This is a genomic window from Rhodococcus marinonascens NBRC 14363 (assembly GCF_001894885.1).
Taxonomy (GTDB): domain Bacteria; phylum Actinomycetota; class Actinomycetes; order Mycobacteriales; family Mycobacteriaceae; genus Rhodococcus_F; species Rhodococcus_F marinonascens.
Map to the genome: position 1 here is coordinate 1 of NZ_BCXB01000014.1, position 12618 is coordinate 12618.

A 12618-nucleotide genomic window follows, 5' to 3' on the forward strand; every position below is an offset into this window, starting at 1 on the left:
CTGCTCCGCCGAGCAGCACGTCTCCGCCGAGTTGCGGCCAAGTCGATATGGTCTCGTCCACCTCTACCAGGGACGCCGCCATCGTCGGGGACAACTGATCGGCATCGAGGATCTGAAGAATCAGCGGGATCCTGTCGCGAGAGCCGAGGTCCGCCAGCATGTCCACATCGAGATCGCCGACCATGCCGTGGAAGATCGCACGATCCGGTTCCTCGTCGAATCGTTCCACGTCCAGCAAACCTCTGTCGCTGGCTGCCGCAGTCGAGGACCCGGAGACCCTGCGCGAGCCTCTCGTCGCAGAGACACCTTGACGTCTAGGGAATCGCACTCGTCGATCACCACGTCAGCACCCTTCAGGAATTCGGCCACCGATTCGGTGTTCAGTCCGTCTTCCCATAACGTGACGGCGATGTACGGATCGATCTCGGCGATACGGCGGGCCGCCACGACCGCCTTGTTCACGCCGAGATCGAAGACCGTACCCGGAACCCGGTTCAGATTGGACAACTCGAGGACGTCGAAGTCCGCAAGCCGCAGCGCTCCGCACGCCCCTTCCAACGTCAGTGCCAGCGCGACCGCGTGACCCACACTCAATCCGACTATCCCGACGGTGATATCTCTCAGTCGATCTTGTTCACTCGCAGTGATCTTGTTCCGGTTCCTATCGAGTCTCAACAACCGGAACGAATTCGGACCGAGTACACGCACCGCGGTCCTTCGCCACGAGTAATACGCCCACACCGGCGCCTCGTCCAGCACGTCCGGACCTGGTGCGGGAACGAGGGAACGCAAGGCAGCCCTCTGCTGTTCGAGTTGATCGATGAAGGTCACCTCGGGGTCGCGGCGAAGACGGTCGAGTACCTCCGCACCGAGGTGGCCCTCGTCGAGCAGCAATGCGGTGTGGTCACCACAGATTTCGTTCACGAGACGCTCCGCATCCGCCGGCCGACGCTACGCACCCCCGAAGCCGCAGCCAGCGACGTATCCGGTCGTGACGTCGTGAGTAACAGTTGGGCCAGTTGCTTGGATTCGGCGCGGCCCCTTCGCCTGCTTCGATCCCACCACATCAGCCGCGTCTCGTAGCGATCATCCGGATATGGCACGGGTGCAATATGTTCGGCCACCACGCCGCCGGAGGATCGCCAGGTGTTCAAGACATGAGCCCCGGCCGTTGCCAGCATGAACTGAACGTCGAGGAGATCCATAGCGAAGGTGGCGATACGGCCGAGTGCACCTACCAGTTCACCCCGTCGCGGTGCTGTGTCCGATACCCAGGCGCCTTTCGCTTCGATGACTCCGAACGGGAGGCGGTCCTCGATCATCCGACACACCGCGGGAGCGCCCGGATCTTCATCCCACTCCGTGACCGCGTGGGCCTGGTCTACCGATCGGTATGGGCCGTGCGTCCGCACCCCACCCGCGACCGACCCGTCCGCCTCGATGCCTACCAAAAACAACGCGGTGGAGCTTCCGTCGCGTATCTCGCTGAACTCGAGGGCCTTTTCGGCACCGTATTTTCGATAGCCCACCACCGCCCCCTCTAGATACGCTTCCCACAGTGTCGGCTCCCGAGCAGGTCGGGCTACAACGAAGCGACACTCCGACCGAGAATCCCACACGCTCAGAGTTCGATCCAGTGAGGTGTTGTGCGACGATGCGTGGATCTGCGGGTTCGACAACTGCTGAACAAGCATTAAGTTTCCCATCAGGTGCTGCGCGGCAATTCGGGGACTCGCGGGATCGAAAGCCCCCCCATAACTGGACACACCGACACCCGGTCATAGCCCTGCAGCTATCTATTTTCCGCGTTTGGAGCAAGTTTGTCACTTCTGAATGCCACAAATTGGCAATAAATCGGACTTCAGGTCGGAAAATTCCCCCGAAATTATGTCAGGGAGCCGGAAATTACGTCAGGGAAATGAAGAGTTCGACGTTGCTCGGGGCCCGGAAGACTTCGATCTCCTCCGTATAGGCGCGCTCAATGCGCCCTTCCTTCTCAGCCAACTCGGCCTGGATCCACACGTCTTCGATTGGGTCGGAAGAGCGCCCATCGGGCGCGAACTTGGCGAAGTATCCTTCCGGCACTCGGACGAGCACGTCCCCGATCGCGAGGTGATCAACGTCGATACAGCGATACCCGATGACAGCACTCCACTCCAAGTCGGGAACCGCCACGTAGACGGTTGTCACCTCTTCGATACCGCGCTGCTGAACGCGTTCCCTGGTGAACTTCATCAGGTCGGTCGCATGAATGGACGAACCCAACTCCATACGCGGAAGAACGAGTCCACCGAAATCAGTGGACTCACGCTTGACGATCTCAAAACTCATTGCAACACCCAACCCGCGGCTGCGGGCACAATCGCCACATACAAATCGATCCCGAATGCATGCGGGTAGTACTCGAAATCGCCAGTGAAGGATCGTACGATTCGCTTCGATTCCTCCGCCTCAGCAATCTCCCCCCAGAGTGCGTCGAAGAGGTCGGGAAAGGTCCCCACCGTAGAGAACTTCGCGTAGGTACCCGCTGGCAGCCTCGACACGACATGGCCGCGCGCCACCTGATCAATAGCCGAGCACTCGTATCCCACGATTTGCGTGTAATAGGATCTGATTTCGGGCGCGTGGTCGATATAGGCAGATGCCAACGGTCGATCGACATTCTGTGCGAGAAGAGTGGACCACGTCTTATCGAGGGATCTGTCGCGAGCCTTTCCCAACGCCCGCTTCGGGCTTCGGACGGCAAGTCCAGCCACCAGCACCTCTTCGCGTTCGACGATGAGGAACGGCATCGAGCACCCCCAATGCCATCGACAAATGAGGCTCACGGTGGCACTTATTGTCCGCTCCCCGATAATCGGGGACGAGATTTCACCATACATCGTCAGCCGTTCGCAGTCTGCGACATCTCCCCGCAAAGCCCGACACCTAAGTCGGCACGCAAGCAAAACCTGCCGAACTCGGATCCGCGTAAGAGCATTCAGGGGGGTGTTGCAGGTGCCAAATACATACCTGAATTTTTCTCGAGACGAGTAATCGCGTCTCCTACCTGAAGGATATTTTCGCTAACGCAACAAACGGCGAGAGGCGAACTGCCGGAAATACCCGAGTTTCGACGCGTCCACCAGACCCGGGAGCATGAAGTACCAGACTCGTTCCATCCGGCGCGGGAGATCATCGAAGGCATCGGTCGCACTTGCAACGACGTAGGCACCCATCCAGGACCCCAACAGGAACGTGGACAGCGCCGCCGCGGAAACGTCGTCCTCCACGAGGATGTCGCCCTCCTCAACCGCCCGGGCTACAAGCCTTTCGAAGCCCGCCAGCCAAGTGACCACCAAGTTGCCGTGCGTACCCTTGTAATCGCCGATCTCATGCTGCAACCGCAGCATCGCCGCGACGATCGGATCGGAACTAGCCGCTTCGATTGCGACGTATGAGAGTGCGACCAATGCTTCCAGGGCAGGCGCGGGCCCGTCGCTCAGAGAGGTCATTTCGGCAACGAGACGGATCTGACCCTCGTCGATCACCCCGCGAGCAAGATCTTCCTTGGAACTGAAGTGGAAGTACAGCGCACCCTTGGTGACACCCGACTGCTCGATGATCTCGTTGAGCCCCGCGTTGGCATAGCCGAGGCGTAAGAATACGTCGGCTGCCGCAGTAAGCACCGAAGCCCGAGTGACCTCTGCCCGAACCTGTCTCGCCATCGACTGCCTCCCGAACAACCCCTGGCGGGGCGCACAATTCCCGCGAACCCTAACACCCTATAGGCTTGAAGCCGTGGATATTGGACCGCTAGTTGGAACGTGAGAACACGTTCCTCACTCCGACGCGGGTGGTCGGTCGGTACCCAACTGCGGATCCGCCTCGAGATTGGTTAGCCCGTTCCAACACAGGTTCACGAGGTGGGCGGCCACAATTTCCTTCGGGGGCGTGCGTTCGTCAAGCCACCACGTCGCGGTTGTCGACACCATCCCGACGAGCGCCTGGGCATAGAGCGGGGCGAGATCGGGGTTGAACCCCCGGCGTTCGAAGTCGCCGGCGAGGATGTGCCCGACCTGGCCGATGGCCTCGTTGAGCAGACTCGAGTACGTACCGTCCGGCGCCGCCACCGGAGAGTCGCGGACGAGGATCCGAAACCCGTCCGTGTGTTCCTCGACGTACGTCAGCAACGCCATGGCTACCCGCTCCACCCGGATCCGGGACCGATTCTGCGTCAGCGAGGACGTGATCATTTCGAGCAATCGCGACATATCACGGTCAACGACGACCGCATATAGTCCCTCCTTGCCTCCGAAGTGCTCGTACACGACGGGTTTGGAGACATGTGCCCGCTGAGCGATTTCCTCGATCGACGTCGCCTCGTAGCCTCGCTCGGCGAACAGGGCGCGACCGATCTCGATGAGTTGCTCCCGGCGTTGTGTACCGGTCATCCGAGTTCGCACAACCCGCTCGGGGGCCGTGCCGCCGTCGGTGGGTCGGGGCACCGAAGCACCATCCTTTCTGACACTCGCAGTGGATAGTGTGCCGCGAAGGCGGCACGGAACACTGCAGGTAGCGACTACTCTATCGGTGCGTGCGACACAAATTTCCGAAGCGGTTCGACGGGCGGCGGGTCGGCATGCGAGGATTCTTTGGCGTAAACGGGCGCGACAGCCCGCGAGCGCGGCAATCCGCCGTGGTGTAATGGCAGCACCTCTGATTTTGGTTCAGATAGTTCAGGTTCGAGTCCTGGCGGCGGAGCGCTTTTCGTAGCCCGAGCGCGGAGCCTGCGGAGCGCAGGCTCTGTGTGTCAGAGCAGAGTCTGCGGAGTACGCTTCTGCAGGTCAGAGCAACAAAAGTGGAACGACTCCAGAGGAGCTTCATGCCAGCGCAGACCGCCGTGGTAGTCCTCGCCGCCGGCGCAGGAACTCGGATGCGGTCGAAGACTCCCAAGGTGCTTCACGAGCTAGGCGGCCGCACGATGCTGGCCCACTCTCTCCACGCCGCCGCTGAGGTAGACCCAACTCACCTCGTCACCGTCGTAGGCCACGACAAGGAACGCGTCAGCGCGGCTGTCAGCGCCCTGGAAACCGAACTCGGCCGCCCTATCGCCGTGGCCATTCAGGAAGAGCAGAAGGGCACCGGGCATGCGGTCGAATGCGCCCTGTCCGCTCTGCCCGCCGATTTTCGCGGGGTCGTTCTGGTCACTGCTGCCGACATCCCTCTGCTCGACTGCCGCACACTTCATGCCCTGATGGACGAGCACCGTAGCGAGACGACCGCGGCGGCCGTCACGGTGCTCACCTTTACCGCGCCCGAGCCCACAGGCTACGGGCGCATCGTCCGTCAGCCCAGCGACGGCGGAATCGCCGAGATCGTGGAAGAGGCAGACGCGACCCAGGAACAGGCGGCCATCACCGAGGTCAACGCTGGTGTGTACGCCTTCGACGCAGAGTTCCTCCGCTCCGCTCTCGGTCGACTCAACGCCCACAACGCGCAGGGCGAGTTGTACCTCACCGATGTTGTGAAGATCGCCCGCAGGGCAGGTGAACCTGTATTCGGCGCCCATCTCGCTGACTCCGTGAAAGTCGCGGGAGCCAATGATCGTGTTCAGTTGTCTGCACTGGCCGCCGAACTCAACCGTCGCACCGTCGAGAACTGGATGCGAGCCGGTGTCACCGTAGTCGATCCGTCGACCACCTGGATCGACGTCGGTGTGACGCTCGGTCGCGACGTCACCCTCCATCCCGGAGTCCAGCTGCTCGGCACCACTATCGTCGCCGAGGACGCAATCATCGGTCCCGACACCACCCTCATCGACGTGTCGGTAGGCGAAGGCGCCAGCGTTGTGCGCACGCACGGTTCGGAATCGATGATCGGCGCAGACGCCGACGTCGGCCCGTTCTCGTATCTGCGCCCCGGCACCGTACTCGGCGCCTCCGGCAAGCTCGGCGCCTTCGTCGAGACGAAGAACGCCGACATCGGGCCGCATTCCAAAATTCCTCACCTCACCTATGTGGGGGACGCCACGATCGGTGAGCACACCAACATCGGTGCGTCGAGCGTGTTCGTCAATTACGACGGCGTCGACAAGAGCCGTACGGTTGTGGGGTCGCACGTCCGGACCGGATCGGACACCATGTTCGTCGCTCCGCTACAGGTCGGTGACGGCGCCTACACCGGCGCCGGCACCGTGTTGCGTTTCGACGTACCACCGGGGGCACTTGCGGTCTCCGGCGGGAAGCAACGCAATATCGACGGCTGGGTGCAACGAAATCGGCCCGGTACCGCCGCCGCGGAAGCCGCATCCGCTGCGGGATCGCACCACGCTTCAGATCCGCACAAAACCGATCAGCAAGAATCTAAGGATGGCTCAGAGCAGTGACCGCGAATTGGATCGACAACCAGAAGAACCTCATGCTTTTTTCTGGTCGCGCGCATCCCGAGTTGGCCGAACAGGTGGCGAAGGAACTCGACGTGCGGGTCACTCCGCAGACTGCCCGTGACTTCGCGAACGGCGAGATCTTCGTCCGTTTCGAAGAGTCGGTACGAGGGTCCGACGCCTTCGTGCTGCAGAGCCACCCAGCCCCACTGAACACGTGGGTGATGGAACAGTTGATCATGATCGACGCGCTCAAGCGCGGATCGGCAAAGCGCATCACCGCTGTCCTGCCGTTCTACCCGTACGCCCGCCAGGACAAGAAGCACCGCGGACGTGAGCCCATCTCAGCCCGGCTCATCGCCGACCTACTCAAGACCGCCGGCGCCGACCGCATCATCACGGTAGACCTGCACACAGATCAGATCCAGGGCTTCTTCGACGGCCCCGTCGACCACATGCACGCCCAAGGTCAGTTGGCCGAGTACATCCGCGGCAATTACGGCACCGAGAACATTGCCGTCGTATCCCCCGACTCCGGTCGCGTCCGCGTCGCCGAGAAGTGGGCCGACACCCTCGGTGGAGCGCCACTGGCGTTCATCCACAAGACCCGCGACCCACTGGTACCCAACCAGGTGAAGTCCAACCGGGTCGTCGGTGACGTCGAGGGGCACACCTGCATCCTGATCGACGACATGATCGACACCGGCGGAACCATCGCCGGCGCCGTGAAGATCCTCAAGGAGGCCGGTGCGGGCGACGTGATAATCGCCGCCACCCACGGTGTCCTCTCCGATCCCGCCGCCGAGCGCCTGGCAGCCTGTGGCGCCAAAGAAGTCATCGTCACCAACACACTCCCGATCGACGAGTCGAAGAAGTTCCCGACACTGACGGTGCTGTCCATCGCACCACTGTTGGCTCGCACCATCAAAGAAGTTTTCGAGAACGGCTCGGTTACCTCGCTGTTCAACGGCAACGCATAGGTCACTCCGCCTACTGTTGTCCTATGACGGAGTTCACCGGGATACCCACCGCTGCTCTCGACTTCTATGAGGACCTCGAGGCGGACAACAGCAAGAGCTTCTGGGCTGCGCACAAGGCCGTCTACGACGATTCCGTGCGGGCACCCATGGTCGCCCTGCTCGCCGAACTCGAGCCGGAGTTCGGCGCGGGCAAGCTGTTTCGCCCTTACCGTGACGTGCGGTTCTCGAAGGACAAGACACCCTATAAGACCCATCAGGGCGGATTCGTCGAGACGCAACCCGGTGTCGGCTTCTACGTGCAGATCGATGCCTCCGGACTGTTCGTCGCAGGCGGCTTCTATGCGCATACCCCGGTCCAGGTCACGCGATTCCGTGACGCCGTCGACGACGAACGCCGCGGCCGCCAATTAGTGCGGACCGTAAAGAAAGTGGAGTCTGCGGGATACGAAATCGGTGGCGACAAGCTCAAGACGCGCCCCCGCGGTGTCGCCGAGGATCACCCCCGCCTGGATCTGATGCGTCACAAATCCCTCACCGCCAGCAAGGTTTACCTCTCTCCCGACTGGATCGACACTGCCCGCGCCGCCGAAGAAGTACGCGCGGGCTGGCGCACGATGCGGCCACTCGTCGACTGGTTGTCCACCACGGTCGGCGCGGCAGAATAAGACCTACTGGTCGGGAAAAGTAATGTGGCACAGGACCTTTCCGCGACTTTTCACGAGCCACGACATGATCTTCGTCACGCTTGGCCGCAGAATCGCAGGTCGTACTCACAGCGATGCGACTCGCGAGCCCGAGTTCACCTACTGTGGGTCGTCGTGATCGACGCGCAGACTCTCTCCGGCCCTATCGATATCGCTGCAATTCGAAACGTCCGGCGTTGGTCGCCGGGGTCGTGTGTTTGGTGCGGAGACGACGACGCCGTCGATATGTTTCGCAATGAGCCACGCTGCGGCGCTTGCCGCGAGAAGGAATCTGTAATCGACGAGGCCCGTCAGTTTCTCGGAATGTACGGCCTGCGACCACTCGGCGGCACGCTGCAGTCGGACGACGACGAAGAGCGAGAGCACCGGGTCAACGCCCGTAGCGCGCGCCGTGAACTCAACGAGATGAAGCTGAAGGAACTCCCCGACCCGGCCGTCGTGCGCAAGGCCCTCCGCCCCCGAGCGGCCACCGTGATATCGGAGCCCCGCACCACACGTTCCGCAAAGCTTTCCACATCTGCGCCCAACGGCCCGAGCACGTCTCGCACCAATGGCCCCAGCGCGTCCCGCACGCCGGCCGCCCGTCCTGCCGCACCGATGTCCACCGACGCCGTCGATATCGCGGCACTCGAGACTCGGGTAACGGGCCTTCTCGATCAACTCTCGGCCATCGACGCACAGATGAACCTCATCGGCGAGCCCGCCGGCCTCGCTGCCCGCGCCCGTGTCAGCGATCTCGAGAAGCAGCGCGCCACCGTGCTGCGCACCCTCGCAGCGCTCGAGAAGGCCCGGATCGCAGCCACCCAATAGGCCATACATTTATCGAGCAGATGCCGGGTGATGTGCCACCCTTACATGCCAATCTGCTTCCCCGCCCCGCATTCGATTGAGGGCTATTGACACATTCGCGTATATGTCTCACTATCGATACATGACCGCACATGTGTCGAGTGTCTCATTCGTGCCCAGATCCGGAGAATCGTGGCGTGCCCCGTGGCAGATGTACGCCGACCTCCGCGATCACGATCCGGTCCATCACGTGATCCCAGGACGCGAACCGGAAAACGACTACTGGGTGCTGTCCCGTTACGACGACGTCTATGCGGCGGCCCGCGATGCCGAGACGTTCTCCTCGGCGGCCGGACTCACCACGACGTACGGTGAGTTGGAGAAGATCGGTATGCAGGACAATCCACCACTGGTGATGCTCGACCCACCCGCCCACACCGCGTTCCGGCGTCTGGTGGCGAAGGGATTCACGCCACGGCAGGTCACCGCCGTGGAACCGGACGTTCGGGCCTTCGTGGTGGAGCGAATCGAACAACTCCGCGAGGCCGGCGAGGGCGACGTGGTGAAGACGCTGTTCAAACCACTCCCCAGCATGGTCGTCGCGCACTATCTCGGCGTTCCCGAGGAAGATCGAGACCGATTCGACGGGTGGACGGAGGCCATCGTCGCGGCCAACGCGCGGGGAAACACCCTCGACGCCAGCAGGGCGGTCACCGAACTGATGGGGTACTTCACCACCCTGATCGAGCGGCGGCGCACCGATCCGGGAGACGACACGATTTCACACCTCGTCGCCGGAGGAATGGGTGCCGACGGTGACGTCAGTGGTCTGCTCTCCATCCTCGGTTTCGCATTCACGATGGTGACGGGCGGCAACGACACCACGACCGGAATGCTGGGCGGCTCGGTGCAGCTACTCACCCGACACCGCGACCAACGGCAGGTGCTGATCGACCACCCCGAGTTCATCGGTGACGCTGTCGAGGAACTGCTGCGCCTGACTTCTCCGGTCCAGGGACTCGCCCGCACCACGACGCGTGACGTAGAAATCGAGGGCGTCACCATTCCGCGAGGCCGGAAGACCTTGCTGCTGTATGGTTCCGCGAACCGCGATCCCCGACGGTTCGGGGCCGACGCCGACGAATTGGACGTTAGCCGCAAACCCACGCAGATCCTCACATTCAGTCACGGAGTTCACCATTGCCTCGGAGCAGCCGCCGCGCGAATGCAGGCACGGATAGCCCTGGAGGAATTGCTTACTCGGTGCCCCGACTTCACCGTGGATGTCGACGCCGTCGTCTACGCGGACGGTAACTACGTGCGCCGGCCTACGAGTGTCCCGTTCAGGGCAGGTGACACGTGACCGCAGACTGGATGCGCGACGAACGTCCCCGTCTCGCCGCCGAACGAATCCTCGACGTCGCGGCTCAGTTGTATGCCGCAAACGGCATCGCCGCCGTGGGTATGGCCGAGGTCGCGCGCGCGGCCGGATGTTCTCGCGCCACCCTGTACCGATATTTCGACGGCCGGCAGGCATTGCAACTGGCGTTCGTGCAACGTGAAGCCCGACGCATCGGCGCACTCGTCGCAGACTCGGTAGTCGTCGGCGACCCGAAGAACACGGTCGTCGGCGACCCGAAGAACACGGTCGTCGGCGACCCGAAGAACACGGTCGTCGGCGACCCGAAGGTCATGGTCGTCGACGCGATGCTGACGGCGATCCGCTTGGTACGGGCCGACCCTACCCTCACCGCCTGGTTCCAACTGGGCGACTCCGGACTGGCAGCGCAGATCGCACACTCGTCGGGGGTAATCGAATCCCTGGGCGCCGCCTTCCTGGGACGGTCGAGGTTCACCGGGGAGGAGACCGCCCGGAGGGCACGGTGGCTCGTCCGGATCATCGTCTCTCTACTCACCGTCCCAGGCATCGACGACGCCGACGAAAGGACCATGCTCGAACAGTTCGTCGCGCCCGTCCTCGCAGCGCCCATTGGCGCCGAACGACCCTGACCACCCACGCCCGCCGAAAGGATCGGGACACTGTTGGCGATAAGTCCCGTCGCTCAGTTCCGCGCGGCGCACACCAGCGCGAAGCGCTCGTCGGGGTCCCGCCACGTGCGTTCAATGCCGAATCCCGCATCCGTCAACTCCTTCCGGATGCCCTCGAGGGTGAACTTGGCCGAGATCTCGGTCCGCAACTGCTCCCCCGCGCTGAACTCGATGTCGAGATCCAATTCCTCGATCCGAACCGATATCGCACACGCGGCTTCAAGTCGCATCTCGATCCACTCGTTGTCGGCGTCCCACAACGCGACGTGCCGAAAGTTCTCCAAGGGGAAATCGGCGCCCAGTTGCGCGTTGAGCACCCGCAACACGTTGAGGTTGAATTTCGCCGTCACCCCGGCGGCGTCATCGTATGCGGGCACAAGGACTGCCGGGTCGGTGACCAGTCCGACTCCGAGGAGGAGGTGCTCACCCGTCTCGAGTACGTCTGCGATCCTGGAGAGGAATTCCGCGCGCTCGGCGGGCACCAAGTTTCCGAGGGTGCCGCCGAGAAACGCGATCATGCGCCGTCCTCCGCGCGGAAGGTGGTGCAGAGACTCCGTGAAGTCACTGACGACACCGCGAACGGTCAGATTCGGGAACTCCGCGCCGATCTGCTCTGCAGCACCCTCGAGCGCCGACACCGAGACATCCTGCGGTACATACGTATGGAGAGTTCCGTGACCGGTCCCTGCATCGAGTAGGAGTCGCGTCTTCTCCGAAGACCCCGATCCGAGTTCCACGAGAATCTCCGGTGACGCCACGTCGGCGATTTCTCCGGAGAAGCGCCTGAGCAGTTCCCGTTCGGTGCGCGTCGGGAAGTATTCGGGCAATTCCGTGATCTGCTCGAACAACTCACTCCCGTGAGCATCGTAGAAGTATTTTGGGGGGAGCCACTTCGGGTTCGACGTCAGCCCTGCGCCGGCGTCCTTCCGCAACGCGGCCCTCAACTGCTCGGGCTGCAAGTACACATCGAGCGGCGGTGTAGTAGTCATGAAGATCCGATCTCGAGTGGTGTAACGGTCAGGTGCCCAGGGCGCGCACTGACGAAATGGCGGTCCGGAATCGATTGCCACGCAGGGTTGTCGTCGTAAGGTTCAGATGTCACGATGGCCCGTTCGTCGTCGACGAGCACCGACAACGAGTGGTACCAGGTGGTAGCCCACAGTTCACGGCCGTTCCCCAGCAGCAGGTTCAATCGCGAGTCCGGGGCCACCGCGTGAACCGCGCGCACCAGCGAGATCATCGCCTTCTCGGGATCCTGCTCCGCGAGAGCGCCGCGCAGCAACGCCCAGAGCGCCGCCGAATCTGTCGGCGCCTCGAGTTGAAGAAGATCGGTCACGGGCATGTCAGCGGCGAGTTCCCCTAGGGACTCCGGCCATCCGCCCACGACCCCATTGTGACTGAACGCCCAAACTTCGTCCGAGAACGGTGCACACGCCGTGCGCTGCACCGGCATACCTACCGTCGCCGAACGTACGGCAGCAACGACAGCACCGGAGCGAATGCCCGGCAACGTCTCTCGTAGGGCGGAATCAGACCAGAGTGGCTGATCACTGCGGTAGCGCGAAAATCCTTCGACTCCCCACCACCCCACACCAAACCCGTCCGCGTTGATCGTTCCGCCGCCCCGCATGTCGCGGGGCGCAAACGACTGATGCAACAGCGAGTTCTCACCTCGGACCAGGAGGTCGCCTACTGATTGTTCCGGCCCCAGATAGGCCAGGTGTCGGCACAT

At 62.6% G+C, this 12618-nt stretch carries 14 protein-coding genes and 1 tRNA gene; 7 read left to right on the forward strand and 8 right to left on the reverse strand.

The window, feature by feature from the left end:
* Positions 1-120: 120 nt before the first annotated feature.
* The 6 genes from RM2_RS12005 to RM2_RS12030 all read right to left on the reverse strand — a co-directional run bounded on the left by RM2_RS12005 (position 121) and on the right by RM2_RS12030 (position 4433).
* On the reverse strand, positions 121-924 hold the full coding sequence (locus RM2_RS12005; RefSeq protein WP_373863327.1) for a ThiF family adenylyltransferase: 804 nt from the start codon (positions 922-924) through the stop codon (positions 121-123).
* Positions 921-1529, reverse strand: coding sequence for a hypothetical protein (locus RM2_RS12010; protein ID WP_245813875.1), 609 nt, complete (start codon positions 1527-1529; stop codon positions 921-923). Before RM2_RS12010 ends, RM2_RS12005 begins: the two co-directional genes overlap by 4 nt.
* Before the next feature lie 376 nt (positions 1530-1905).
* A complete protein-coding gene (locus RM2_RS12015; protein WP_072689472.1) occupies positions 1906-2331 on the reverse strand; it encodes a hypothetical protein in 426 nt (141 codons plus the stop codon).
* On the reverse strand, positions 2328-2792 hold the full coding sequence (locus RM2_RS12020) for a GyrI-like domain-containing protein (protein ID WP_072689476.1): 465 nt from the start codon (positions 2790-2792) through the stop codon (positions 2328-2330). Before RM2_RS12020 ends, RM2_RS12015 begins: the two co-directional genes overlap by 4 nt.
* Before the next feature lie 273 nt (positions 2793-3065).
* A complete protein-coding gene (locus tag RM2_RS12025; protein ID WP_072689479.1) occupies positions 3066-3707 on the reverse strand; it encodes a ScbR family autoregulator-binding transcription factor in 642 nt (213 codons plus the stop codon).
* A 114-nt stretch (positions 3708-3821) separates the two neighbouring features.
* The gene (locus tag RM2_RS12030; protein WP_245813884.1) at positions 3822-4433 is read right to left on the reverse strand and encodes a TetR/AcrR family transcriptional regulator; all 612 of its coding nucleotides are present in this window, start codon (positions 4431-4433) and stop codon (positions 3822-3824) included.
* A 239-nt stretch (positions 4434-4672) separates the two neighbouring features.
* Between RM2_RS12030 and RM2_RS12035 the strand changes: the two genes are divergently transcribed.
* The 7 genes from RM2_RS12035 to RM2_RS12065 all read left to right on the forward strand — a co-directional run bounded on the left by RM2_RS12035 (position 4673) and on the right by RM2_RS12065 (position 10847).
* Positions 4673-4743: transfer RNA gene (locus RM2_RS12035), tRNA-Gln, on the forward strand.
* A gap of 121 nt (positions 4744-4864) precedes the next feature.
* A complete protein-coding gene (glmU, locus tag RM2_RS12040) occupies positions 4865-6367 on the forward strand; it encodes a bifunctional UDP-N-acetylglucosamine diphosphorylase/glucosamine-1-phosphate N-acetyltransferase GlmU (RefSeq protein WP_072689485.1) in 1503 nt (500 codons plus the stop codon).
* Entirely contained in the window at positions 6364-7344 is a 981-nt protein-coding gene (locus RM2_RS12045; RefSeq protein WP_005255561.1) for a ribose-phosphate diphosphokinase, read from the forward strand. The genes glmU and RM2_RS12045 overlap by 4 nt, the downstream gene beginning before the upstream one ends.
* A gap of 23 nt (positions 7345-7367) precedes the next feature.
* Positions 7368-8009 carry a DUF2461 domain-containing protein gene (locus RM2_RS12050; RefSeq protein ID WP_072689488.1) on the forward strand — a complete coding sequence of 214 codons (642 nt, stop codon included), beginning with the start codon at positions 7368-7370 and terminating at the stop codon, positions 8007-8009.
* 264 nt (positions 8010-8273) lie between these two features.
* Positions 8274-8858: a hypothetical protein gene (locus tag RM2_RS12055; RefSeq protein WP_072689756.1), complete on the forward strand. Its 585-nt coding sequence runs from the start codon at positions 8274-8276 to the stop codon at positions 8856-8858.
* Between the two features lie 121 nt (positions 8859-8979).
* Positions 8980-10200: a cytochrome P450 gene (locus RM2_RS12060; protein WP_072689491.1), complete on the forward strand. Its 1221-nt coding sequence runs from the start codon at positions 8980-8982 to the stop codon at positions 10198-10200.
* The gene (locus RM2_RS12065; protein ID WP_072689494.1) at positions 10197-10847 is read left to right on the forward strand and encodes a helix-turn-helix domain-containing protein; all 651 of its coding nucleotides are present in this window, start codon (positions 10197-10199) and stop codon (positions 10845-10847) included. The genes RM2_RS12060 and RM2_RS12065 overlap by 4 nt, the downstream gene beginning before the upstream one ends.
* Before the next feature lie 53 nt (positions 10848-10900).
* Here RM2_RS12065 and egtD read toward each other — a convergent pair whose 3' ends face one another.
* Both egtD and egtC read right to left on the reverse strand, forming a co-directional pair.
* Complete coding sequence (gene egtD / locus RM2_RS12070) at positions 10901-11875, reverse strand: L-histidine N(alpha)-methyltransferase (protein WP_072689497.1); 975 nt, start codon at positions 11873-11875, stop codon at positions 10901-10903.
* Complete coding sequence (gene egtC, locus RM2_RS12075; RefSeq protein ID WP_072689500.1) at positions 11872-12618, reverse strand: ergothioneine biosynthesis protein EgtC; 747 nt, start codon at positions 12616-12618, stop codon at positions 11872-11874. The genes egtD and egtC overlap by 4 nt, the downstream gene beginning before the upstream one ends.